This is a genomic window from Bacillota bacterium (genome assembly GCA_013178125.1).
Taxonomy (GTDB): Bacteria; Bacillota; SHA-98; order Ch115; family JABLXJ01; genus JABLXL01.
This window is the reverse complement of the sequence record JABLXJ010000002.1, coordinates 232,679-257,717: the sequence shown is the minus strand read 5'-3', so window position 1 is coordinate 257,717 and position 25,039 is coordinate 232,679. Positions and strand designations below refer to the sequence as shown.

Sequence of the window (25,039 nt, the reverse complement as noted above, 5' to 3'; positions counted from 1 at the left end):
GTGCGCCCTCCACATAATAAGTCCTAAATAAAATGAGTTCTGAAAGCGGCAAAGATCGGTGCGCGCCGGCTAGGTCTACATGATCACTGCCAAATTAGAGGCGTACGGGTTTCAGGACAACGATCGGGGTTTGCTGGTCATCGTTACCGAAGGGATTGTCCGAGAGCAATTGGTTGAGCACCACCTGGTCGATGCTATCCGAGGCTGCGAGGATGTCGACGCAGCCCTTGTCGTTCACATCTGCTATAAAGACGTCGATGCCGGTCTCCTTTTTTATCCTGGCTACTACCTCCTCGGGGTGGGCGGGCCCGAGCACGACATGCTCATCGTATGGGGGCATCGTCCCCGCTATATCATCTATGAAAGCCAGGGAGCGGCCGGCAACCCTGTAGAAATCCCCTTTCCGGCCCACCATCTTCCCCAGGGCGGCAGCGGCCGCGCCCAGCAGCACCCGGACGGCTCCGGCCTCATTTATGGCGAGCTGCATGGCCGGCGGGGTAGCCAGGCTCCCATCTTTCCCGGGGAATTTGCTCAAGAAACGGGCCAGCCGCCTCGGCCGGACGGTCTTAGGCAGAATTGCGCGGCCCTGGGCTATAGCAACGACGCTCTCGGCTATTCCAATAAAATCTCCGGGCTCTGCTATGTCCCGGGTATACATCCTGACGACGTCGACGATATCATCCTTCTCCGTTATTATGTGAGTCCGGATGGGTATCCGCACCCGCGCAGCGCCGCCGCCAGCTCCACCTGCAACCTGTTCCCTCGCCCTCAATTCGCCGCGTTCCCGCTCCGCGAAGAAGCGTTTGACACCGTTAAAGATCCCATCGGCAACCCGCTCCTTGAAAACCGGGCTGCGCAGCAGCCCCTCCTCCACCCAGTTGGAAATGCATACAGCCTCCACCGTTATTATGGGGCTCATGAGACTGCCGGGGGGCCTGGTCGCATCCCTCGCCACACCTCTATCTTTCAGGCCCGCCCTCTGGATGACCGCATCATGTACAAGAATGGCAAGCTCCTCGCTCGCGGGTCGCGAGGGATTGTAAAGGGTCCTGAGGCCGCCGAGCTCCGCGTTTCCAGATGAATATGTATGTATGCTTATAAAAGCCTCAGCCCCGAATCTGGCGGCAAGATCAAACCGCTGTTTCAGGGTCATGCCCACGTCGCTGGTGCGCGTCATGAAAGGCCGCGCCCCAGCCTCTTTCAAGTGCTTATAGAGGTAGCGTGCGATATCGAGTACGACGTTCTTTTCAAGGAGATTCACCGGCCCCCTGCCGCCAGCATCCATCCCACCGTGGCCGGGATCTATCACAATAATCCTGTCGGACAGGATCCTCTTAATGGCCGCCCGGTCAAATGCTATCACCAGGCGCACCGGAAGCGAGCGCAACGGCTCACTCTGCAGGAGGGTAGACTGTGACGGGTGTTCGAGCTCGACCCGGATGAATACACCGTGCCTCGCCGCCCGGCTGACCCTGATATCGGTCAGGAGGCCATCATTCACCCTGATCATGCCCTCAGGCATGTTAAGCTCGCAATCTGGCAAGATGACCTCTGCCGTGAGAGGGTCCCTCCACCGGATATCACATTTTACGGGCGAAGTAGCCTCTATGACAACCCTGGAGGTCGCCAGCCCCGATACGTCATCAACCTGCCTTTTCGACCAGATATTAGTTATCTTCCCGGTCATATCTACTACCCTTCTGTCTGAATGGGTCTCCCGTGGTCTCCCCCATGAATGTGCTTTGGGTTAGTTTATGCACAGGCGACACATTACATGTTATTCAGGAACCTGCAAGTTGTGAATCTCATAATACCCCATACTACTTCATTATTATTCGCAACCCACAGGCTGGTATCCCAAGACAGATCGGGTAGGATGCGGCTTACATGGCCTTCTTCAGATTGGTCGCCAGGGAAATCATCTCCTCCGCATGTTTCATGGTGATGTCAGTAAGGTTGCTCCCAGCCAGCATCCTCGCGATCTCGGTGACCTGGTCACCCCAGGCGAGCTTGTGAACGCGCGTCCTGGTCCTGTCGCTGGTGACCTCCTTCGATATATGGAAATGGACATCCGCCATGCTGGCTATCTGCGGGAGGTGGGTCACGCAGATGACCTGCCTCAGCCTGCTAACCTTGACGAGCTTTTCGGCGACGGCCTGGGCTGCGCGGCCACCCACCCCGGAGTCTATCTCATCGAACACCATCGTGGGGATCTCATCGTGGGCGGCGAGCACGGCCTTTATGGCGAGCATGATCCGGGAAAGCTCGCCCCCGCTCGCTATTCGCGCAAGAGGCCGGGGCTCCTCGCCCGGGTTTGCGGAGAGCAGGAATTCGACAAAGTCCACGCCCCTTTCTGTGACCTCCAGGCGCCGCCCCCCGGGCTCGCGCCCGGGCCCGCTAGTACCGGCGCCAGAGCTGGAACTAGAGCCGGAACTGGAGCCAGCAGTGGCCGGGATGCCACCGGCGGCTTCCCGCTGGGAAATGTCCACCTTGAACACAGCGCCCGGCATGTTGAGCTCCTCGAGCTCCCTCATCACTCCACCCTCGAGCGCCTTCGCGGCCCGGACCCGTGCCGCGCTCAGCTCCGCACACAGCTCGGCCAGATCAGCCTCGAGCGCCTTGATCTCGCTTCTGAGCTCTTCAATCCTCTCGCCGCTCCTCTCGATCGCGCCCAGCTCCGCCTCGACCTTGGCCTTGTAGTCCAGTATAGCCTCAACCGTGTCCCCGTATTTCCTCTTGAGCCGGGCGATCAGGGCGAGCCTATCCTCGATCTCGGCGAGCCTTTCAGGGTTGAACTCCAGTTCATCCCTGTAGGACCGGAGTCGCGTGGCGGCCTCCTCGATTCCAATGGTGGCATCCTCGAGGAGCTGCACGACGCCCGCGAGCGAGCTATCTATGCGGCTCGCAGCCCTCAACTCGCTGAGGGCGAGGGCGACGAGATCCCGCGCTGGCATTGCAGGCATGCCCTGAAAGCCATCCACCGCGCCCGCCCCGCCACCGTTACCGTCACCGCCGTTAAGGCAAACATAAGCGCGGGAGCACTGCTCAAACAGCTTCCCGGCATTTGCGAGAACCAAGCGCTCACGGGAGAGTTCCTCCTCCTCACCCCGCTCAAGCCTGGCGTCGCCTATCTCCCCGGCCTGGAATTGAAGCAAATCAACCCTCTGAATCTTGTCCCTGTCATCCTGCAAGAGCCCGGCAAGCTCCATCTCGAGGGCGCGCAGGTCACGGAATCTCGAAGCCACCCTCGCCCGCAAGGCCAGGAGTTCTTCCCCGCCGAAATTATCCAGGAGATCGATATGCCTCCCCGGGGAGAGCAGGGACTGGTGCTCGTGCTGCCCGTGGATATCTACGAGATAATCCCCGATCGAGGAGAGCGTGGCCACGGTCACCGTCCTGTCGTTGATGCGGCAGCGATTCCGGCCCGAATTCGTAACCTCGCGAGATATGATGAGGAGCCCACCATCAACACCTGCATCAACATCTGTCCCGAGCCCGAGGTCAGCCAGGGCGGCACGCGCAGGAGAGCCCTCGTGAACGGCGAAAACAGCCTCTGCGTACATGGACTCAGAGCCGGACCTTATGGCATCGGCGCTGGCCCTCCCCCCGAGCAGGAGCCCCAGGGCATCTATGATGATGGATTTACCGGCGCCCGTCTCGCCTGTGAGGATATTGAGGCCCGGTCCAAACTCAAGGGAAAGCTCATCGATGAGTGCAAAATTCTTGACATGCAGCTCAAGCAGCATGAGTTCCTCATCCCCTAAGCCTATTGAATCTCTCGAGCAACTCGGGCACGACGGACTTAGGCCGCACAACTACAAGTATGGTGTCATCGCCGGCTATCGTCCCAAGTATCTCCTTCCAGTTGAGGTCGTCAATAATATCCGCCACAGCATGAGCATTGCCCGTCAGGGTTTTTATGACGATCAGGTTCTCGCTATAGTCGAGGCTCACGACGGAATCATGAAAAAGGTGTTCAAGCCTTGTGAGCACGTCCCCAAGGGCCTGCTCGTGGGCAACGGCATACCGGTATCTCCCATCCCCCGTTGGCAGCTTTGTGAGGCGCAACTCCTTTATATCCCTTGAGACCGTGGCCTGCGTCACATCTATACCCTCGCTTCTAAGCGCCTGCGCAAGCTCCTCCTGTGTCTCTATGGTCCTGCTTCCTATGATCTCGAGAATCTTTGCGTGTCGGATTGCTTTAGCGCTCTCAACCCTGCCGATCATATATTCCCCTCGCTTAGTCTTGTCTTCAAAACCTCGTAAAAGCCCCTCGAAGCGAGCTTGACCAGCCTGGTCTTATGTTCAGCCTTTTTCACTATGACCTCATCCTCGTCCCCGAGCCTGTACCCCACCTGCCCATCCACAGTCACCATGATATCGTCATGCGAGGCATGCACCACGACCCTGACAATCTCGAAGCTCGATATGACAAATGCCCGGGCAAATAATGTATGGGGGCATATGAACGTTATAATCAACGTATCCATGAGCGGGTTGACGATTGGGCCACCCGCCGAGAGCGAGTAAGCTGTGGAGCCGGTTGGGCTCGCAACGATGACGCCATCGGCCGGGTAGGTCCCTATATAGTGATCGTCAATGTAGGTCTCGAGGCGGATCATGCGCGAAAACGCACCCTTGGCGACCACTATATCATTCAGGCCCGTGAACCTCTCGACCTCGTTCGCGCGGCGTCGTATCGTCGCAGCGACCATCATGCGCTCCTCAACCTTGTAATCCCCATTCAACACCCTCTCGAGGGCGCTGTAAACCTCCGGGATCTCGATCTCAGTCAAGAAGCCCAGGTGCCCGACATTCACGCCGAGGAGCGGTAGGCCCGAGGGCGAAAGCATCCGGGCTGCATACAGGAGCGCCCCGTCCCCGCCCAGGACCACGGCGACGTCCATCTTCTTCTTGAGGTTGCCCGCCCCGCCAAACGAGAGCTCGGGCAGGCCAAGGGCCTCCGCGCTCCTCGGATCGAGAAGCCCCTTCACGCCGCGCTCACCCAGCCACTCCAGGATATCCCGGGCGCTCTTCACCGCTTCCGGTTTCTTCAAATGGGGAATCAAACCGATTCTCGTAACCCTCGTCATAGGAATATCTGGTCTCCGGTCATTTCATTCTTTTCTGGTCGTTCTAGTCCTGGTCATCTTGCCGGGTCGCCATTCAGTGCCGCGTGGGCGCGCCGGACCACCTCATCTACATCAACATCAGGGCCCACTTCCACTTCGCCCGGCCTGGAGCTCGCTTCACCCGGCTCCAGGCCAAGATGCAGGAAATACTCTATGTTCCCCTCCGGCCCCTTGATGGGCGAGAACGTTAGGCCCTTTATATGGAAACTATTAGAAGCTACAAAATCTATTATATCACTTAATGTCTTCCTGTGCACCTGGGGATCCCTGACCACTCCCTTCTTACCGACCTGCTCCCTCCCGGCCTCAAACTGCGGCTTTATGAGGGAGATGATTCGGCCGTTGGGCGCGAGGAATTCCTTCAGGCGAGGCAGGAACTTCCTGATGGATATAAACGAGACGTCGATCGTTATGATATCCGCCTTCTCCGGCACGCGCGCGGCATCGAGGTAGCGGATATTGGTCCGCTCGATATTCACGACACGGGGGTCCTGCCGGAGCTCCCATGCCAGCTGGCCGTAACCCACATCCACGGCATAGACCCTGCGGGCGCCATGCTTGATCAGGCAGTCAGTGAACCCGCCCGTTGAGGCCCCAATATCAATGGCCACCTTGTCCTTAACGCTGACATCAAACTCCCTCAGCGCCGCTTCGAGCTTGATGCCGCCCCTGCTTACATACTCTACGGCCGGTCTCGCGACCTCGATCTCGCAGTCCACGGGAATCCTGGTCCCGGGCTTGTCAATCCTCCCGCCATCCACCCGGACCTCCCCGGCCATTATAGAGCGCCGGGCCTGTTCGCGGGATTTATGCAGACCCCGCTCGACCAGCAGGATGTCGAGGCGCTCCTTCTCCTTCAATGCGCCGCCGACCTCCCCTGGCCCGTCACAAGCTGCCGCGCCGCACTCGCTATGGCGCCAGCCGTCAAGCCGCACTTCTCGAGCAGGAGGTCGCGCGCCCCGTGTTCGATAAACCTGTCAGGGATGCCGAGCCTCGTGACGCGAACCCCGTCGATCCCTGCGTCATTCAAGGCCTCAATCACCGCGCTACCGAACCCTCCCTGGAGCGCCCCCTCCTCGACGGTCAGGACGTGCCCCGTCCTGGCGGCGATCCCGGCCAATGTCTCGGTGTCGAGAGGCTTCACAAAACGAGCGTTGATGACGGCCGTGCTAATCCCCTGGCCCTGGCCATCATCAAGTATCCGCGATGCCTCAACAGACGGCCCGACCATGCTGCCGATGGCGAAGATGGCGAGGTCGTTTCCAGGCCTCACCATATGCGCCCGGGTGTCAATGGCGCCATTGATCGCGCCATCCTGGCCATACTGCTCGCCCGGGATCCTCGACCTCGGGTATCTGAGGGCCACCGGGCCCTCGCAGGCGACGGCGAGATTCAGCATAGATACGAGCTCACCCCCGTCAGCAGGGGCCATGAGGCACATGCCAGGAAGGTGCCTGAGGAACGCCATGTCGAAGACACCGTGGTGCGTCGGGCCATCCTCGCCAACCAGCCCGGCCCTGTCGATCGCGAAGACCACGTGGAGACCCTGGAGGCACACGTCGTGCAGTATCTGATCATATCCCCTCTGCAGGAAGGTAGAGTATATGGCAACCACGGGGATGAAGCCCTGTAGAGCGAGCCCCGCGGCGAATGTGACCGCGTGCTGCTCCGCTATGCCCACATCGAAGAAACGCCCGGGGAACCTGCGGGCGAATTGCTCGAGTCCCGTCCCATCGGGCATTGCCGCTGTTATGGCGACTATCCTCTCATCCCGGGCGCCGAGCTGGAGAAGGGCCTCCCCGAAAACATCTGTGTAGGTCGTTCCTGCCCCTATCCCTACGCCTATCCCGGCCCCGGCGACAGAGGCCACCCCTGCCTGAACTTGAGCCTGGGCCGGCGCCCCCGGCTTCGGGGATCCCGTAGCTATATCAAATGGCCCGACCCCGTGAAAGGCCCGGGGATTCCGCTCTGCAGGTCCGTAACCCTTGCCCTTCTGCGTCAGGACGTGAATCAGAACCGGCCCGCCCTTATCGCGGGCATCTTCGATAGTGCGCCTGATCATGGCGATATCGTGGCCGTCGATGGGACCCAGGTAGGTGAATCCGAGCTCCTCGAAGAGCATCCCGGGCATGACCAGGTATTTCACGCTGCCCTTGACTCGCTTCACGAGCGTTGAGAGGTCTTCGCCCATTATCGGCATCTTCTCGACAAACTCCTCGAGCTTGCCCTTGACCCTGCGGACGCCGGGGTTCATCCTCAGCCTGCTCAAGTAGGCCGCGAGAGCCCCGACATTGCGCGAGATCGACATCTCGTTATCATTCAAGACCACGATAAGGTCCGTCCTGACATGACCCGCATGGTTGAGCGCCTCAAAGGCCATGCCGCCGGTCATCGAGCCGTCCCCTATCACCGCCGCGACAGCGAAGTCCTCGCCCCCTAGGTCGCGCGCTACGGCTATGCCGAGCGCAGCCGAGATCGACGTGCTCGAGTGCCCCGTATTGAAGATGTCGTGAACGCTCTCATCGCGCCTGGGGAAGCCGCTTATGCCACCATACTGTCTCAAGGTGGAGAATCTATCGTCGCGGCCGGTCAGGAGCTTGTGGGCGTAGCACTGGTGTCCAACATCCCATATGATTTTATCCCGCGGGCTCTCCAGCGCCGCGTGGAGGGCGATGGTCAGCTCGACGACACCGAGGTTGGGGGCGAGGTGCCCTCCTGTAGCCGCAGTCGTCTCTATTATTGTGGCCCTGAGCGCGTCGGCGAGCTTGGCAAGCTCGCGATTGCTCAGGGACCTTAATCTCTCGTGTGGTCCACCCATATTGTATCATTCACTCCCGCTCCGCTTTCCGCGCCTGCTTCTTGTCGCTTTCGAATTGTTCTTTCCCCTCTTATCCTCCAGGATGGCTATGCCCGTTACCCCCTGAAACCACCGCAGGGCCTCGCCGACCAGGAGTATAACCCTGCTTGCTTCGTTGATTGCAAATCCCTTGCTGAAGGATTTCCCCCCGACAGTGATGGCGGCAATCAGGCCCGTCATAAGGACGCCAGCGATAACCTCGTTAACAGCAGACCTGGAGACTATGAGCCTGAATACAATGCTCGCCCCGACTGCGCCGCTGACGGTCCCCGAGATATCGCCTATGACATCATTACAGAAGTTCGCAACCTTGTCAGCGTTCCGGATGACGCGCAGCGCCTCCCTGGCGCCGTAGACCCTGTTAGCCGCCATGGCATGAAAAGGCTTCTCGCTGGCCGCTGCGGCTGCCGTTCCAATTATATCAAAAACGATCCCGATCAAGACAATAATAAAAAGAATCAGGAAGCTTAAAACCAGACCGACATGAGCGAGGAGGAGCCGCGAAACAAGATTCATGCTCATCGATAAAAAAAAGGTCAGCAGCCCGACCTTTAAAACTTGCTTAATGCGGCGCAACAGGTTCCTACGCACCTCCAGTGTTCAAGCAAAATAAAACATAAAATCCAGGCGAAACCCAGATCAAGACCTGCGCAGGTTAGACCTGAATAGAATAGAATGAAACGAATATAAAAGAAAAACAAGGTGCAGGTGGCCCCACGCTGAGTAAATATTGTGGCTTGAGGTCTAGCTGGTTTTCCCAGAACGATTCTCCTGCGCGTTGCCGCCAGGCGGTTTCCCTTTACGATCGTTTCCCCGTGTCGCCACCAGGGATGCTAGATTACCACTTAGTCCACACTGTAATCCCCAGCGTGCCCCACTTGCTGTGGACAGCCTAGGAGTTTTCCCCACCAACACGCTCCATCCTCTAGCCTCTTTTGCAGCCAGGGTTTCAAGCTGCAAGATGCCGCTATCCCACTCTGGCCACTCAAGGCAGGCTACACTGCACCCAGCGCGATATGTACGGTCCTATCGAACGCACACGCTCGCACCGCTGTGCAGGTTAACCCCAAGCCGTAGTTACGCGTCCCAGCGCAACGCGCGGGAACTGCGACCCCCCACGTACTTGGGCCTCCACGGAGACAGGGTCAACGCCTACATGCCATTGTAGATCGCCCTATCTCCTTAACCCCCAGCACCGACCCCCGACTGGGCGTCGGCAGCCGGCACCAGGGACTTCATCGATGTGCCCTCGACGGATTTTTAGGCCCGTCCTCAAAGATGGGCATGCCGACTAGGATACTGTGCCACCTGCCGTTAGCATTTCAGATTATAACATAAACCCGCCTGCACTGCAAGTTTGCCAGAGCCAGCCGGAGCAAGCCAGAGCCGGGCCGGGAGCCAGGGACCGGTGATAGCTGAGGCCAGACGAATCAAAAGTCCCCTGCCCCCGTGCGACTCGCTCTTGCGCAGCACGGCATCAGGCAGAGGCAATGAACATTACGCAGAGGCAATGAGCAAATAGTCTGCTAGCGAACGGAGAACCCTCGCCCGCTCGCCCAGGAAATCAAGCTCCGATACGGCGCGATCCCTGAGCTCCCGGATCAGCGAGCGCGTCCTGTCAGCCCCGTATGCCCTTGCCAGCGAGATGCTGTCTTCGTCCGAGTTCATATCCGCAAGATCGTCCGCGGCCTGAAAACCAAGGCCGAAGTATTCGGCAAATCTGCTCAGCGCCTCGAGCGCGCGCTCATTCGAGCCTGCTGCTATTGCCCCACACCGGAGGCATGCCTTGAAAAGCGCCCCCGTCTTGAACCGGGCCACAGTCTCAAGCGTTTCAATCTTTCCGAGTTTTTCGGAGCGCACCGCCTCGCTTCCCTGCCCCGCTTCAGTTACAGCACCGTCGCCGCTGCCGCTGCCACTGGTATACAAAAGCTCCATGGCCTGTCCGCCGGCCATGCCGAGCCCGCCCGAGGCCCGGGCCAATTCCTCAACTAGCCTCACGCATGTTTCAGCCCCGAGCTCGGCAACGGCCCCGGGTGAGGATAATATCTCAAAGGCGAGGGAGATGAGGGAATCACCGGCGAGAAGGGCCATGGCCTCGCCAAACGCCTTGTGGACTGTGTATCGCCCCCTGCGGAAATCATCATCGTCCATACAGGGAAGGTCATCGTGAATGAGGGAGTATGAGTGGATGAGCTCCAGGGCGCACGCCGGGCGTATCGCCCGGCTATAGGCAGCGCCGAGCGCTTCGGCCGCAGCCAGGGTCAGTATGGGCCTGAGCCGCTTACCCCCGGGGAACAGGCTGTAGTGTATGGCATCGTAAACCGGGGACCCGCCGGTCTTGAGGTCCGCAATGAACTCCGCGAGGGCCGAATTGATGGCCTCCACCCTGTCCGCTACATAACTCGATAAGAAACTCGATGAGAAATCCTTCATTACCGGCATCAACCCGCATCAACCCGCGCTTTCCAGCAACATTAACCTGCGCTTTCCTCGACCTCAAAGGGCCTCACAAGAGGCTTCCTATCGCCGTCGTCGGCATCCCTGACCAGCATGAGAATCCTGCCCTCGGCCTCATCGAGCTTCTGCGTGCAAAACCGAAAAAGCCCCATCCCTTCCTCAAAAAGAGCCAGGGATTTATCAAGATCAGCCTGTCCATCCTCGAGCGCCGCGACGATCTCCTCGATCCTCTTCATCGCCTCTTCAAAGCTCGGACCGCTTAAATCGCTCAGGCTGCTTGAATCCGGCACCGGCCTTTTCGTTTCCAATGCCATACGCACACACCTCCTCGACGAACTTGACCCCGCACTCTATCCGGCCATCAGCCAGGATGACCTCGACATCCGAGCCAACGGCAACCTCGCGCGCAGCCCGGACAACAACGCGCCCCGGCAGGGTCCGGCAGATGGCGTAGCCCCTCGCCAGGGTTGCGAGCGGGCTCAGAGCATGCAGCCTGCCTGCGAGGGCCGCAAGCCTCTCGCGCCGCAACCTTATGGAATAGTCAACAGAGGCCATGATGGCCCTTATCTCTTCATCCACGGCCTGCCTGTACGCGCGTAGCCTCTCCTCAACGGCGCCGCGCATGCGGGCCGCGCTCACCCCGAGCCGCCTGGCAAGCTCGATCACATCCGGGACGGCCATTTCCGCTGCGGCGGACGGGGTTGGAGCCCTCTTATCCGCAACGAAATCGGCTATGGTGAAATCCGTCTCGTGGCCGACGGCTGATATGACCGGTATCCTCGAGCCGGCGATGGACCTGGCAACCCTCTCATCATTGAACGCCCACAGTTCCTCGATCGCCCCGCCACCGCGTCCCACAATCAGGACATCGACAGCATGCTGCTCCTCTGAATACTCATTTATAGCATCTATAGCGTTTACAATGCTCTCAGGGGCGCCATCGCCCTGGACCAGCGCCGGCGACAACACCACCGTGACGCCAGGCCAGCGCCGGCGCAGCACGGTCACGATATCCCGGATAGCTGCGCCCGTGGGGGACGTCACCACTCCAACCACGGAAGGAAAGGCCGGCAGGGGCCTCTTTCGCCCTGGGGCGAGCAGGCCCTCCCTCTCGAGCTTCTCCTTCAGCTGCAGGAAAGCCAGGTAGAGCGAACCAAGCCCCGCAGGCTCGATCTCTTCGACATAGAGCTGGTAATCCCCATTCCTATCGTATACCCTTATCGAGCCATAGGCAAATACCGACATCCCGTCCCCGAGCTTACATGAGAGCTTGCTATTCCAGGTCCTGAACATCACGCACTTGAGCCTGCCTGCATCGTCCTTGAGGCTGAAGTACATGTGCCCCGAAGTGTGGTGGTTGAAATTGGATATCTCTCCCCTTACCCATATGCCCGAGAGGATATCGTCGCTCTCGAGGAGCGCACCTATGTAGCGATTCACTTCGCTTACCGTGTAAACCCTAATTCCCGGCATTGTCCCTATTGTCAACCATCTCCCGTGCAACGCTCGCCAGGATCCCGTTTACGAACTTGCCGGAGTCCTGATCGCCGTATTTCTTGGCAAGCTCCACGGCCTCATTTATAGCAACCCCATGAGAGGTCTCATCCATATAGAGCATCTCATACACCGCCATGCGCAGGACATTCCGGTCGATAGATCCCATCCGCTCGATAGCCCACCCGCGCGCAAACCTGGATATGATCTCATCGAGGCTCGCGAGGTTCTGCGCGGTGCCCGATACCAGGGTCGTGAGAAACCTCTCGTTCGCCTCGGGGATTCTGCGCCCACCCGGCTCCGACGATAAGGCACACTTCAGGGCATCCTCGACCGGGGTGCGAGCGATATCAACCTGGTAAAGCGCCTTTAGCGCCACCTCTCTTATTTCACGCCTTGTCACAGACTCCTCACCCTATCTCTCTATTGGTGGGAGCACCCTTTCGAAGAACTCCTTCAAGGTCTCCTTCTTGTCAGCCTGCCTCCCGAGGAGGTAGCCAACCATCACGCAGATGGCAAAGGAGATTGCATCGAACCACCCGTAAAAAATCACGATAATGCCCACGATAAAACCCAAAAAGGTGCCGAAAACCTTACCACGGTGCTCGATAAGGATGCGAATCAACTCGACGATCTCAGGGCGCATCCTGCCTACACCTCTTTCCGTGCTTCCCTGCCATGCTTCCCTATCCCATGCGTTTCCCATGTCCTCTACTCAACCCGGGCCCTATTCTCGGCGGCGATGTTTCGCACGTTGACTTTAATCCTGGTCGCTTCCACGCCAACCGTCTCCCGGATGTACTGTTCAAGGCGCGCCTGGGTTTCGTCACATATCTCGGGGATATTCAGGTCCGGGGCTACAAGCACCGATAGCACCACCTCAATGCCTTCCGACGATGCGTTGACAAACGTGTCAACCTCCCGTATTCCCCTTACCTGCCTTGCCGCCCGCCTCACGAGGTTTTCTATCGCCGCGAGCGAGATGCTCACATCACCGAGGCTTGTCCCTCTTACGATCGCACGAGGACCGCGCCTCGTGCGAAAGCCGAGCTCCAAGAGGTAAACGCCGATCAAAAGCGCCACAAAAGCTATGGCGGCAAGACCCCCGCGCGCTCCCCTTCCCCATGCCTCAATCAATACCAGGGCCCTATCGAGAAAGTACCCGTTTGAGATAAGACCAAACATGACAAGCGCGAATGCTGCTAAAACAAGACCAGCCAAGATTACTATGAGCCTATCCAGGGTCCTCATAGGGGTGCGCTCCTTTCCTTAAACACATTAGAAAACTCATCAAACTCATCGCAACCCGGCCATTACAATCTGGTCATCTCCACTGATCATCTCCATTCCATATCCCGATCCCGTCATACCGGTCGATGTCGTACCGGTCGATCCCGCTCCCGCTACCGCACGCGCTGCTGTGGCTCGCCCTTCTCCTCCTGCGAGAAATGCACGCCCTGCACGTGGACGTTTACCTCAACAACCTCCCGGCCCGTCATGCTCTCAATAGCCCTCTTGACGTTCTCCTGGACCTTCCAGGCCACATCGGGGATTCTCACGCCGTAATCCACGATCACGAAGAGATCAACAGCTGCCTCCTTCTCCCCCACCTCGACTTTGACGCCCTTAGCAAGGTTGCGCCTGCCCAGGATCTCCGCTATCCCACCCACAACGCCGCCGCTCATCCCGGCGATCCCTTCAACCTCCGTGGCCGCCAGGCCGGCAATGACCCCGACGACTTCGTTTGCTATGCGTACGCTACCTAGCTCTTCCCCCCGGCCGACCGCTTCTATGCTGGTCTCGTTCTCCACCTTCGCCACCCCCCAATAGGGTTTACTGGAAAGCATCCCATCCTATCAAGTATATTATACCAGTCTTTGTTTTTTATGACAACGAACGGCCCTCCCTGCCAAGAATGGATAGAATATCATCATCGGAGTAAATCCTCGCCGCCCGGAAGGCCCGGCTCTTCACGATCCTCTTCTGGAAATCCAGGTTGGTTGCTATCCCGTCGATTATGACTTCATCCAGCGCGCGGTCCATCCTCGCTATAGCCTCCTCCCGGTCCTTCCCCCAGGCCACAACCTTTGCGACCATGGAATCGTAAAATGGGACCACGGTGTAGCCCTGGTAGAGGGCGCTGTCAACCCTGAGGCCCGGGCCGCCGGGGACATGATAAAAATCGACGGTGCCCGGCGAGGGCAAGAAACCCCGGGCAGGGTCCTCCGCGTTGATCCTGCATTCAATGGCATGGCCCGTGATCTTGATGTCAGACTGGGAGAGGCCGAGCTCCTCGCCGGCTGCAATGCGGATTTGGTGTTTCACCAGGTCGATGCCGGTGATGAACTCGGTGACAGGGTGTTCCACCTGAATGCGCGTATTCATCTCCATAAAATAAAAATTGCCATCCCTGTCTACAAGAAACTCAATGGTCCCGGCGCTCGTGTAACCGGCGGCCCGGGCCCCCTTTATCGCAAGCTCCCCGAGCTTTTTCCGGAGGCTGCTGGTGACGACAGGTGAGGGCGCCTCCTCCAGCACCTTCTGGTGCTTCCTTTGCAGAGAACAATCGCGCTCGCCGAGGTGAATCGCGTTCCCCTTCTCGTCGATGAGGAGCTGGACCTCTATATGCCTTGGCTTCTCGATGAACTTCTCCACGTATACGGCGGGGGTCCCGAATGCGGCGTTGGCCTCGACCTGGGCGACCTTTATGGCCTTTTCCAGCTCCTCCCTACTCCGGGCTATCCTCATGCCCTTGCCGCCCCCGCCGCCGGCCGCCTTGACTATTACGGGGTACCCAATCTCACCCGCGAAACGCATGGCTTCCCTCTCATCCTCAACGACCCCATCCGTGCCTGGTATTATCGGGAGCCCCGCGGCCTTCATCGTCCTCTTGGCTTCCGCCTTGTCCCCCATGGCCTCAATAGCCCCCGCCGCCGGCCCTATGAACTTGATGTCATGCGAAGCGCATATTTCAGCAAAATATGCATTTTCCGCTAGAAACCCGTAACCCGGGTGGATGGCATCCGCCCCCGAGAGCACCGCCGCGCTGATTATGTTGGGGATGTTTAAGTAGCTCCTGGCGCTGGGGGCCGGGCCGATGCAGTAGGCCTCATCCGCCAACCGGACGTGAAGGGAGTCCACGTCGGCCTCGGAATAGACTGCCACGGTTTTTACGCCCAGTTCCCAGCACGCCCTCATGATCCTCAAAGCGATCTCGCCACGATTGGCAATCAGGATCTTGTCAAACACTGCTTCATGTACCTCGCCATCCATAGAGTAATAATGTTAGAGTAATAATGTTAGAGTAATGTTGTCCAATCCAGCCTGGGCCTGTCTACAATCGCTCCAGCCTGAAAAGCACCTGGCCATATTCAACGGGCTCACCATTCTCAACGGATATCTCGACCACCCTCCCCCTGACCTCGGACTGTATTTCGTTCATGAGCTTCATGGCCTCAATAATGCAGACCGTCTGGCCATGCTCAACAATGTCGCCGACCTCCACATACGGGGGTTCCTCTGGAGAGGGGGCCCGGTAGAAAGTGCCGACCATCGGGGCAATTATCGTCAGGTAATCCTTCTTCCCCGGTTCCTCAGCGCCCGCACCCCTCCCGGCCGGCGGGGCAAGCCTTTCAGGAGCGGGCTCAACCTCGCCAGCCGGGGCTTTAACGACGGGCGGTTCCTGGCTGACCATCACAGGCGGCGCAGGCCTGGGCTGCGCGCCGGCCTGCGCCTCCGCGAAGCCGCGTTTTATGGTGATCTTCAGGCCCTCGGTCTCGATATCTAACTCGGAAACATCTGTTCCCTTTAGCACCCTTATAATCTCTTTAAGTTCGCGGCGAACATCCTCTAAACCCATGTGAAGACTCAATACCTCCCGGTCGGGAAAATCTTCCGATCCAAGCATAGTTTTCGTCCCATGTCTTCGTATATTCACCGCGAACATAGTATTTCCTGCTTTCGCTGATTATTCCTGTCATCAACCCTGGCCCGGCCTTCTCTCCGTTATGGTGATAGTCTGGGGCGCAAGGCCCGTCGTGCGCGCGGCCATATCCCCGATCTGCCGGGCGTCAACCTGGGTCAGGCCCGATGACGTCTCAACTATGATATCACATGAATTGTCTGAGACAAAGACGACGGCGTCAACGTAGCCCCTGGCCCTGATCAGCGCCTCGATCCGTTCCTCGTTCTCCATCGCAGCCGACATCCTCAGCAACTCCCGCTGGATGGCGGCGCGCTCCTGGGACCCCTCGGGCGAGCTCTCGAGCATATCCTGTAGTAATTCCATGCGCCTCGAACGGGCCCGGTCCCTCTCGAGGCGGGACTCTGCGAAGAAGTCGCGGGGCCCGGCCGCCATCGCCATTATCGCCTCGGGTTCCCCCGGCGCCTTGGATTCCTCTTGTACCATGCCGGTCCTATCCACGACAGCGTCGCCGATAGCGTCGCCACCAGTCTTGCCGGCCGCGCCCGGCCAGCGAGGGGCCATGATCCTCGCACCTGCGATCATCCCTATCACTGCCGCGATAAAGGCAACCCAGGCAAAAATCCTTTTCCTGGTCAGAACCCTCACGCCTGCTCACCTACCCCATCTCAACCCGTCTTCGTCCTCTACTCTCTCCTCGGAAGCACAAGGACCTTATGGGGAGGCACACCCAGGAGCGTCTCCACCGCCCTCGCCATGGTGAGCTTCACGCCAGGGTTCCCCGCCCCATCAGCCACGACGACCACGCCCCTTATCTCGGGTTCGCGCGTTTCCAGCAATATAGGGGTCTCCTGCCCCTGCGGCCCACCGCGTATTAGGGCCAGCTGGTCCGAGTCCCGGGCATCCGTTGTGATCCTCATCACTCCCTCTCTATCCTTTTCTTCAGTCGTCTTCTTCTCCCTGGTAAGATTCGAGGCATATTTATTCGCCCTCGTCCCGGCAAACGATATGCTCACGGTCACCCTGCCAGCCCCCCTTATATCAGAGAGCGCAGCAGCCACGTTCCTTTCGAGCTGGGCCTTTCGATCCAGTTCGGATCCTGAGAAGCCTGAGGTGGCGTACTGGAAGCTCTGCAAGCTCCCATCCACCTCCGGGCCCCGGCCGGCGCCCCCGATGATAGTCCGTCCCGGGGAGGTGGGACGCTCCATCTCGCCGGAGCCGGGGCCAGATCCAGACCTGGGCACGCTGCTCCCGGCGATCAGGAGGGATATCCCGATCAGCCCTAGAAGGATTATCAAAAATAGGGGTTTAATCTGGGGCTCCTTAAAATTGAAGGGCAGGTTGAAGGGCATTTAACTTCACTTCCTTATCGCTTCCAGGTTATTGCTCCCAGGCTATCACTCTCAGATTCAGCGCCCGGCTTCAGCTCCCAGGTTTAGCGCTCAGGTTTAGCACCCGGGGTTAGTGCCCAAACGGTAGTTACTCAATTGTGACCGCCACCCGTTCGCGGTCTAGCCCGTAAAAGTCGGCCACGAGGCTCCTGAGCCTCTCCGTATCTATATCTCTCCCACCAGCTATCCCCCCGGCATATCCCGCCCTATCGCACTTGATAGAAACCTCTATCGCAGCCAGGCCGCCCGAGGAGGGGGCGATTTCAACCCTTGCCGATATATCCGCAGGCATATTCCCCTGGCTGGCCTCGCCGCCATCGCTCCTGCCGCGTGCGCCGCCACGCGCGCCGCCGGCACCGGGCGACATCCCGAGCCCGACAAGCGCCTCCACCTGACGCTCCATGCGCCTCCTTGCCTCCTCCGTCAGCCGGCGTTCGCCGGCGGCCCGCATCGCCTCACCGCGGGCTATGTATTCCTGGCTCATGGCCATGGCCGGATCCACATCGCGGCCCGGGCCCGATCCTGTGTCCATGCCCATGCCCGGGGATAAGCGCCCGGCATCCCCATTAAGCCACTCCTCCCGGAGCTGCAACGGCGCGGAGGCCCCCCAGCCGGCATCACGGATTCTCGTGAGCGGGGCCAGGATAACGGCTATTATAGCCAGCCCGACAGCGATGCGCGCCGCCTTCTTGATTTCCCCCCGGGGGAGGAGCGCCTCCAGCATTGCGAGGGAGAAGACCATTATGATGACATCCCTTATCCACGACTTAAGGGCCTCGAGGATCACGGTTACAGCCACCTCATCATCTTATTGCCACTGTAATGTTGCTGAGAGCGACAACAACGGCGATGCAGACAAAGAACACCAGCGCCACGCTGGCCACGGTGACGAGGACCAGCATGAGCCCGTTTCCCAGGGCGTTTAGGGCGCCTGACAGCCTTTCATCCCCAAGGGGTTGTGTAACCGCCCCGGCTACCTTATACATCACGACCACCGCGAGCAGCTTCATGATGGGATGAAGACAGACCATCACAATGCCGAGGAGGCCGGCTATGCTTGCGGCGCTCTGGATCAGGAGCGAACAGCCTGCCACGACGCCGACGGCATCCGAAAACATCTTGCCCACGACGGGCACAAATGTATTGCTCACAAACTTCGCGGCCCTGATGGACACCCCGTCACCGACCGACGCCCCAATCCCCCGAATCGACATGATCCCCAGAAAGATACAAAGGGCAAAGCCCAGCGACATCACGGCCGCATCCCGTAACAGGCCGGCCAGCCTCCCGACTTGAACGCGCTCGAAGACCCTGCCGACAATATCGACGGTTATGGAGAGGAGGATCAGGGGGAACACTATGTTCTTGATCAACGTGCCCACCCCGCCCGCCACCATGACAACAATGGGATTGACGGCGGCCACGGTCGCAACTCCGCCAACGGCCGCGAGGGCCGTGAAGAGAACCGGCATGAGGACATACATCAGCGACGTCATGTTTTCTATGGTCGCTACCGCCAGTGTCGTCGCCACGTGGAAGCTATTGAGCCCCATTATGGCCAGCACTGCAAAGGCCATTCCGTGGGCGAGCGATGTTACCGTCTGGGCCTCAAAGCCCGATGAGAATGTCATAAGCAGGGTGCACAGCACGGCCAGGACGATAAGCTGCCCCAGCAGGCGGAGGTTTGCCACAACCTCCCTGGCCAACATGCGCAGGATCCCGCTAAAGACAGAGGAGATGCTGAGATTGATCCTATTACCCTCCCCCGGCGCCTGAAGGATTTCCGCCAGAGACAGGTTGGGGAAGTAGTCCCTCATACTCTGATCGATATCTCGCAGGAAGCTCTCAAGGCCGGTCATGTCCAGCGTTTTGAGCTGCTCATTTACCACATCATCCCAGGCCAGACAGGCGGAGGGCGCGACCACTATCCATCCGGCCATAATCAAGGCCGCTGCAAAGGGGATAATGCAGAGGGTTCTGTGGCAAGCTCCAGAGTGAATCCTAGGGTGAAGCATTATGGAGTGAAGCATCATGGCCAACTCCCGGGCTACCGCTTGTAATTACATCAAATAGCCGCTCCATGCTGGCAAGGCGGGGCGTCTGCATCCCGCCAGACGGCCTCGATTTCCATATAATCATGGCATCATAATCATGGTATCAACCGCGTAATAGTCTCGAGTATGGCGATCATGATAGGGAGGGCCATCACCATAATCAGAACCTTGCCGGCAAATTCGATCTTGGAGGCGATAGCGTTCTCACCGGCATCCCGCGAGACCTCCGCCCCGAACCCGACGATGTATGCAACGCCGATGACCTTTAGCACCGTGACGAAGTAGATGTTATCCACGCCTGCCCGGGAGACGAGCGCCGAGAGAATCGATATGAGCTCTCCTATCCTGGGCAGCATCATCGAGAAGATTATGAGGCCTATGACGATGCTGAGCTGCATTGCAATCTCGGGTTTCTTGCTGCGAACTATGACGGTCAGGATCGTTCCGATGAGACATATGCCGACGATCCTGAGTATCTCCATAGCGCGCGCCCCTCCCCTCCAGCGCAGCTGCCGGGTGTCACAACCAGCGCCATAACTAGCGCCGCAGCCAGCGCCATAACCGGTAACAACGGGTTCCAGAACCACTATTCCAGAATAATTCATCTACTACTACCACAACCGGAATACGCCGATTACCTGTTCAAATAGCGCACCTATTTTCTGCATCACCATTGCAAGGACAATCAAGGTCCCGGCCAGGGTCGCAATGAATGCATAGTCCTTCTTGCCCACCTGCTCCAGGATCATGTGTATAACGGCAACGAGAATCCCGATGCCCGTTATCTTTAGAATCAGGTCGATCTCCGACATGTCCCTGCCCCTTTCACGGTGCGGCTTTCACGGAATGGCTGGCTTACGGCCTACCTATCCTCCATACGGAATGGCGACAGGTGGGGGCGCCAATAGTCGTCAACGGTCATCAATTGTCGCCGATGGTCAATACAGGAGCAAGACCACGATGAGCCCCGAGCCGAGGGCCAGGAACCTCCACATCCGAGCCCCCTTCTCAGCCTCCTCCACCGCCCTCGCCTCGCGGTCCCTCAACTGCTCACAAACCAACCTGATATGCCGCACCTGGTCATCCCTGCCAGACGCCCCGAGAAATCTCCCGAGCGATTCGAGGACCTCCCTGTCTTCACGATCCAAAGCCGTAAAATCATAAGCTCGGTTCAGTGTAGCCTCCCAGGCCTCGCCCGCCGTATAACCCTGGGAGGATACCAGGAGCTCCCTCACGCCCGCAAATATGGCGCCTATCTGAGGCGGCGCCCCCCGTGCAATCCGGAGAAAGGCCTCGGGAAGCGGGGTGGCTGTATATGCGATCTCGGTCTCGAGCAATGCAAAACAGCGCCTCAAGCTCCTGAGTTCCTGCACCCTCCTCTGCAGGTTACTGGCTATGGCATTGCCGGTAAGCCACGACGCAAGCACAACGAGCGCGACGCCAAGCAACTTCACCACCATGAAACAAGCCTCCTGCCTCCGCCTACCGGACGGGACCATTCAGGATGACGGCGCCCGATATTCCATCAACGATCCTCTCCACGGTCCCGGGACCCAGGGTCTGGCCCAGGAAGATGAGCCGCTCAAACGCCTTCCACCCCAGGAGCTTATTCAGGGTGGGGCGCCTCGCGAGCTCCTCGAGGGATGAACCATGGGCCGTCGCAAGGATGCTCACGCCGGCGTTTACAGCCTCCTCGATGCTCTCAGCATCTTCGGCCCTCCCCAGCTCGTCCGTGGCGATCACATCCGGCGACATCGCCCTGATGAGCATCATTATCCCTTCGGCCTTCGGGCATGAATCGAGCACATCTGTCCGCACTCCCATGTCATTTTGCGGCTCACCCTGGTAGCAGGCTGCTATCTCGGACCGCTCATCCACCACAGCAACCTTGAAACCCCGTATACTCGAGCCCGCGCCGCTCGTACCACTCGCGCTACTCGCGCTACTCGCGCCACCAGCGCCACCGGAGCCGTCAGGGATCCTGAACCCGTTGCTCAGCTGGCGTATCATATCGCGCAGGAGCGTAGTCTTGCCGCACCTCGGCGGCGAGATAATCAACGTGTGGAGAAACCGCTCCCGGCCCCGCGCGCCCCGCTGGACGCAGTGGGGCATCACCTTATCTGCTGCCCCGATGACCTGCCTCGATATCCTGATGCAGAACCCGGTTACGTCCCTTTGAGTCTTCACGCGTCCCCCTTCGAGCACGGCGCGGCCGGTGATGCCGACCCTGTGTCCTCCGGGAAGCGTGAGATAGCCGTTCCTGAGCTCCTCCTCCACAGCATAGACCGAGCCTGAGCACATCAACTGCAGGGTCTTGCCGGCATCATCACGGCTGAATATATAGGCCTCACCGGGGTCCGCGCTAACGCCGCCGCTCCTCGCAAGGTAGAGGTCCCCTCGCGGCGTAACCAGCATGACGGGCCTCCCGAGCCTCAACCGGATCTCCTCGAGCTCGGCCACGACCGCCGGCTCAACGCCCGCCAGGAGGGCGCGGACCCGATTGGGCACGATCGCGGCAACCTGGTCGATGGACGCAGGCAACGGTGCTCCAGGCACTGCCAAGGCACGTCCCCCCCTGTACCTATATAGATATTGCTGTAGACGAATTTTATGACAAAAAAATCAGGACAGGCCTTCAATACCTTAAAACCTGTCCTGACCTTAGTACCTATCTGGGACCTATCCTGACCTCAAAACCTGTCCTGCCTGGCTGCCCCACCGTGCCATCAATCAAACCTCAGACCCTCTCGAGGTACTGGCCCGTTCTCGTATCGACACGTATTACATCGCCGATGTTAACGAAGAGGGGCACCTGCACAACCGCGCCCGTCTCCAGCTTGGCGGGCTTGGACCCGCCCGTGGCGGTATCGCCCTTGATGCCCGGGTCTGTCTCTACAACCTTCAACTCAACAAAATTCGGGAGCTCCGCCCCGATCGGCGTCCCCTCATACATGAGCACGCCGAGGACCATATTCTCCTTCAAATATTTTACATTATCCCCGAGCTTCTCTTTATTCAAGGAAAGCTGCTCGTATGTAGTCATATCCATGAAAAAGTAATCATCGCCCGAGCTATAGAGGTACTGCATCTCCCTGTACTCTATGTGCGCCTTCGGAAGCTTCTCGCCCGCGCGAAATGTCTTTTCAATAACGTAGCCTGTCTTCAGGTTTTTGAGTCTTGACCTGACAAATGCCGAGCCTTTGCCGGGCTTCACATGCTGGAAATCAACGACAGTGTAAAGCTCCCCATCGACCTCGATGGTGAGGCCTGTCCTGAAATCATTGGTCGAGATCATGCCCGCACTGCACCCCCATGTAAATACAAAAACTTCCAATTATAGAAACCAACAACCCTATTATATCATTTCCATCAGCCCGCGGAAACTATTAAATCTCAATCTCTCAATCTCAAATCTCAATCAGCGCCTTGTCAGAACGAGTGAAAACGCTGCAACCATCCCCGGTAACGGCCACCAGGTCCTCAATCCTCACCCCGCCCCAGTCCGGCAGGTAAACCCCGGGCTCAACGCTTACAACCATTCCTGGCTCGAGCGCGACCTCGCCGGACGGGGAGAGCCTCGGCTCCTCATGGACGGCGAGCCCGACGCCATGCCCGAGCCCGTGGCCGAAGGCCTCGGCGTAGCCCTCGCGTGCGATTCGGTCCCGCGCCACGGCATCGACCTCCGAACCCTTCTTCCCGGGGGCGACGGCCTCCAGGGCCGCCAACTGGGCGCTCAGGACAATCTCGTAGACTCTTCGCTGTTCCTCTGTGGCGCGCCCGATCATAATAGTCCGGGTCATATCCCCGCAGTAGCCATTAAACCTGGCGCCGAGGTCGATCACGACGAGATCCCCGGCCTCGATCCTCTTCCCGGAAGCGCGGCCATGAGGCAAGGCACTCCGCGCCCCGGAGGCAACGATTATATCAAACGCAACCCCCTCTGCGCCCTTCTTCCTCATGTGCCACTCAAGCTCAAGGGCCACATCCAGCTCAGATACGCCGGGTCTTATCATCCCCAGGATATGCGAAAAGGCGCTGTCGCCCAGGGCGCATGCTTGAGCTATCATGGCCAGCTCGTCCTCATTTTTTACCATCCTCAAACCCTCTACTGTGCCATCATACGGGATGAAGTCGAGGAATCCCAGATTTTCGGAAAGCATGACGTGCTGGCGGTAGGTGATGAAATCGGATTCGAAGCCGAGCGACCTGATGTTCTGGTTTTGCGCAACTTCCGCTATGGTATCGGAGATCTTCTGGCCGCATTTTATGACCTTGAAGGCCGGTGCCTCTTCTTGAGCCTGTTCGACGTAGCGAAAGTCCGTTATGAGAAGCGCATACTCGGCGCCTATAAGGAGGACGCCGGCAGACCCCGTAAAGCCGCTCAGATAGCGGCGGTTCTCGGGCTGCATCACAAGAATCGCGTCGATACCCTTATCGCGAAGAAGCCCGCGAACCTTCTCAAGCCTCGCCTCCACCCCCTGCAAGACCCCAACCCCCTGTCCATTATCTCATATCTCACATATCTCGCTCACATCCAGCGCATTTATCCCTATCCCTATCTACCCGCGTATCTACCCGCGCCCATTCTCACACTAGTTCCCAGTCTATCCAGCCAGGGATGCCTCGATCACCGGGAGCGGGATATCCGGGACAAATTCCACCTTGCCCATAGCCCTTGGCACCATAAGGCCCACAGCCGGGCCGCCGGCCGTCTCACTCTCATGCACCGGGAGGATCTCGCTAAGCGCGCTCATGATTCGCGAGGTGTCGATGCTATCCGGGAGGACTGGTAGGTCAAATGCCTTCAATATCCGGTGAACCTTCGCCTTTACTTCAGGGGGAGTGATCCCTATCCGCGCACCGATCTCGACAAGCCTCGCCATCGCAATGGCAAGGGCATCCCCATACTTATACTGCCCTGACTCGTCGCTACCTTGCACAGCCTCAGCGATGGCACACCCGACGCTCAGGATACGCTCGGCATCCTGAGAATCGGGAATCTCCTGGAATACCGCCGCCTCGATCTCGCACGCCCGGGTGACGATCCTCTTGAGCATCTCCTGGTCCTGGCGCTTTATCGCGCCCGCGTTTTCCTGGAGGAACTCACAGAAGTATTTATCCCTGATTATCCCGTATTTTATTACTTCAGCCATGCCGTTGCTGAGCTCCCGTCCCGGCAGCGTCTCCAGCGTAGTAAAATCAATAAGGACCACGCGCGGCGCTATATCCGATCTCATGGCCGAGCTATCGACCTGGTCAAACAATGTCGTCGGCACCTTGACAAAGAAGGCTTCTTTGAAATGTGTGGTGATGCATGACCTCACAACGCGAGTGATCGTGGAGCCGCCCAGGGCGATGATCGCACCACCTGGCTTGAAGGCACAGGCGCCGGCCTTATCGATCACGATCCTTGCAGCCTCGGCAACATTCTCAGCCGTCCTCCCCGGGAGCTCCGCCACATCAACCCTGTATCTCGCCCCTGACAGGCTTCCTTCCAGTATGCCACTGTATATTCCCCCTACCCTGCTATCAGTCACAATCAAGGCGTGCCGCTCGAAATTATAGCGCTGTAAGATCCTGCCCGCCTGCTCGATAAGATCGTCGGCAAGATAAATCTTGTGACACACGGAGCCAAAACGCACCTCAACCGTGTTCAAAACCAAGCTTCCCCCTCCATGACGAACTATCTTTTTATTTTTTCGATGTTCACATGGCTTTTCCTCCCTCGACCC

General features: G+C 58.8%; 26 protein-coding genes and 1 pseudogene. All 27 read right to left on the bottom strand.

What is annotated here, in order from left to right; translation table 11 throughout:
- Positions 1 to 94: 94 nt before the first annotated feature.
- The 27 genes and pseudogenes from HPY71_03455 to HPY71_03325 all read right to left on the bottom strand — a co-directional run bounded on the left by HPY71_03455 (position 95) and on the right by HPY71_03325 (position 24,964).
- Positions 95 to 919 carry a F420-0:Gamma-glutamyl ligase gene (locus tag HPY71_03455; GenBank protein ID NPV52562.1) on the bottom strand — a complete coding sequence of 275 codons (825 nt, stop codon included), beginning with the start codon at positions 917 to 919 and terminating at the stop codon, positions 95 to 97.
- A gap of 964 nt (positions 920 to 1,883) precedes the next feature.
- Entirely contained in the window at positions 1,884 to 3,746 is a 1,863-nt protein-coding gene (gene recN, locus HPY71_03450) for a DNA repair protein RecN (protein ID NPV52561.1), read from the bottom strand.
- A 7-nt stretch (positions 3,747 to 3,753) separates the two neighbouring features.
- Entirely contained in the window at positions 3,754 to 4,227 is a 474-nt protein-coding gene (locus tag HPY71_03445) for an arginine repressor (protein NPV52560.1), read from the bottom strand.
- Entirely contained in the window at positions 4,224 to 5,093 is an 870-nt protein-coding gene (locus tag HPY71_03440) for an NAD(+)/NADH kinase (GenBank protein ID NPV52559.1), read from the bottom strand. The genes HPY71_03445 and HPY71_03440 overlap by 4 nt, the downstream gene beginning before the upstream one ends.
- Positions 5,094 to 5,146: 53 nt before the next feature.
- A complete protein-coding gene (locus HPY71_03435; GenBank protein NPV52558.1) occupies positions 5,147 to 5,992 on the bottom strand; it encodes a TlyA family RNA methyltransferase in 846 nt (281 codons plus the stop codon).
- Positions 5,989 to 7,950 carry a 1-deoxy-D-xylulose-5-phosphate synthase gene (locus HPY71_03430; protein ID NPV52557.1) on the bottom strand — a complete coding sequence of 654 codons (1,962 nt, stop codon included), beginning with the start codon at positions 7,948 to 7,950 and terminating at the stop codon, positions 5,989 to 5,991. The genes HPY71_03435 and HPY71_03430 overlap by 4 nt, the downstream gene beginning before the upstream one ends.
- 81 nt (positions 7,951 to 8,031) lie before the next feature.
- Positions 8,032 to 8,580, bottom strand: a pseudogene (locus HPY71_03425) (hypothetical protein).
- A 906-nt stretch (positions 8,581 to 9,486) separates the two neighbouring features.
- A complete protein-coding gene (locus HPY71_03420; GenBank protein ID NPV52556.1) occupies positions 9,487 to 10,431 on the bottom strand; it encodes a polyprenyl synthetase family protein in 945 nt (314 codons plus the stop codon).
- A gap of 32 nt (positions 10,432 to 10,463) precedes the next feature.
- On the bottom strand, positions 10,464 to 10,760 hold the full coding sequence (gene xseB, locus HPY71_03415) for an exodeoxyribonuclease VII small subunit (protein NPV52555.1): 297 nt from the start codon (positions 10,758 to 10,760) through the stop codon (positions 10,464 to 10,466).
- Positions 10,690 to 11,919 (bottom strand): exodeoxyribonuclease VII large subunit, encoded by a 1,230-nt coding sequence (gene xseA / locus HPY71_03410; protein ID NPV52554.1) that lies wholly within the window; start codon positions 11,917 to 11,919, stop codon positions 10,690 to 10,692. Before xseA ends, xseB begins: the two co-directional genes overlap by 71 nt.
- Positions 11,906 to 12,343, bottom strand: a complete 438-nt coding sequence (gene nusB, locus HPY71_03405; GenBank protein NPV52553.1) for a transcription antitermination factor NusB — start codon at positions 12,341 to 12,343, stop codon at positions 11,906 to 11,908. Before nusB ends, xseA begins: the two co-directional genes overlap by 14 nt.
- A gap of 12 nt (positions 12,344 to 12,355) precedes the next feature.
- Entirely contained in the window at positions 12,356 to 12,646 is a 291-nt protein-coding gene (locus HPY71_03400) for a DUF2273 domain-containing protein (protein ID NPV52552.1), read from the bottom strand.
- A 5-nt stretch (positions 12,647 to 12,651) separates the two neighbouring features.
- A complete protein-coding gene (amaP, locus tag HPY71_03395) occupies positions 12,652 to 13,191 on the bottom strand; it encodes an alkaline shock response membrane anchor protein AmaP (protein ID NPV52551.1) in 540 nt (179 codons plus the stop codon).
- A gap of 152 nt (positions 13,192 to 13,343) precedes the next feature.
- On the bottom strand, positions 13,344 to 13,787 hold the full coding sequence (locus tag HPY71_03390; GenBank protein ID NPV52550.1) for an Asp23/Gls24 family envelope stress response protein: 444 nt from the start codon (positions 13,785 to 13,787) through the stop codon (positions 13,344 to 13,346).
- A 37-nt stretch (positions 13,788 to 13,824) separates the two neighbouring features.
- Positions 13,825 to 15,189, bottom strand: a complete 1,365-nt coding sequence (gene accC, locus HPY71_03385) for an acetyl-CoA carboxylase biotin carboxylase subunit (protein ID NPV52549.1) — start codon at positions 15,187 to 15,189, stop codon at positions 13,825 to 13,827.
- Between the two features lie 85 nt (positions 15,190 to 15,274).
- Positions 15,275 to 15,799, bottom strand: a complete 525-nt coding sequence (gene accB, locus HPY71_03380) for an acetyl-CoA carboxylase biotin carboxyl carrier protein (GenBank protein ID NPV52548.1) — start codon at positions 15,797 to 15,799, stop codon at positions 15,275 to 15,277.
- A 120-nt stretch (positions 15,800 to 15,919) separates the two neighbouring features.
- Positions 15,920 to 16,510, bottom strand: a complete 591-nt coding sequence (locus tag HPY71_03375; protein NPV52547.1) for a SpoIIIAH-like family protein — start codon at positions 16,508 to 16,510, stop codon at positions 15,920 to 15,922.
- A gap of 38 nt (positions 16,511 to 16,548) precedes the next feature.
- Complete coding sequence (locus tag HPY71_03370) at positions 16,549 to 17,214, bottom strand: hypothetical protein (protein ID NPV52546.1); 666 nt, start codon at positions 17,212 to 17,214, stop codon at positions 16,549 to 16,551.
- Between the two features lie 127 nt (positions 17,215 to 17,341).
- Positions 17,342 to 18,040, bottom strand: coding sequence for a stage III sporulation protein AF (locus HPY71_03365; protein NPV52545.1), 699 nt, complete (start codon positions 18,038 to 18,040; stop codon positions 17,342 to 17,344).
- 16 nt (positions 18,041 to 18,056) lie between these two features.
- Positions 18,057 to 19,193, bottom strand: a complete 1,137-nt coding sequence (spoIIIAE, locus tag HPY71_03360; GenBank protein ID NPV52544.1) for a stage III sporulation protein AE — start codon at positions 19,191 to 19,193, stop codon at positions 18,057 to 18,059.
- Positions 19,194 to 19,402: 209 nt separating this feature from the next.
- Positions 19,403 to 19,789: a stage III sporulation protein AD gene (spoIIIAD, locus tag HPY71_03355; protein NPV52543.1), complete on the bottom strand. Its 387-nt coding sequence runs from the start codon at positions 19,787 to 19,789 to the stop codon at positions 19,403 to 19,405.
- 129 nt (positions 19,790 to 19,918) lie between these two features.
- Positions 19,919 to 20,119 carry a stage III sporulation protein AC gene (gene spoIIIAC, locus HPY71_03350; protein ID NPV52542.1) on the bottom strand — a complete coding sequence of 67 codons (201 nt, stop codon included), beginning with the start codon at positions 20,117 to 20,119 and terminating at the stop codon, positions 19,919 to 19,921.
- A gap of 126 nt (positions 20,120 to 20,245) precedes the next feature.
- Positions 20,246 to 20,767 carry a stage III sporulation protein AB gene (locus tag HPY71_03345; GenBank protein NPV52541.1) on the bottom strand — a complete coding sequence of 174 codons (522 nt, stop codon included), beginning with the start codon at positions 20,765 to 20,767 and terminating at the stop codon, positions 20,246 to 20,248.
- A 22-nt stretch (positions 20,768 to 20,789) separates the two neighbouring features.
- The gene (locus tag HPY71_03340; GenBank protein ID NPV52540.1) at positions 20,790 to 21,848 is read right to left on the bottom strand and encodes a stage III sporulation protein AA; all 1,059 of its coding nucleotides are present in this window, start codon (positions 21,846 to 21,848) and stop codon (positions 20,790 to 20,792) included.
- 196 nt (positions 21,849 to 22,044) lie between these two features.
- Positions 22,045 to 22,602: an elongation factor P gene (gene efp, locus HPY71_03335; GenBank protein ID NPV52539.1), complete on the bottom strand. Its 558-nt coding sequence runs from the start codon at positions 22,600 to 22,602 to the stop codon at positions 22,045 to 22,047.
- A gap of 112 nt (positions 22,603 to 22,714) precedes the next feature.
- Positions 22,715 to 23,782 (bottom strand): aminopeptidase P family protein, encoded by a 1,068-nt coding sequence (locus HPY71_03330; GenBank protein ID NPV52538.1) that lies wholly within the window; start codon positions 23,780 to 23,782, stop codon positions 22,715 to 22,717.
- A gap of 129 nt (positions 23,783 to 23,911) precedes the next feature.
- Entirely contained in the window at positions 23,912 to 24,964 is a 1,053-nt protein-coding gene (locus HPY71_03325) for a hypothetical protein (protein ID NPV52537.1), read from the bottom strand.
- Between the last annotated feature and the right edge of the window lie 75 nt (positions 24,965 to 25,039).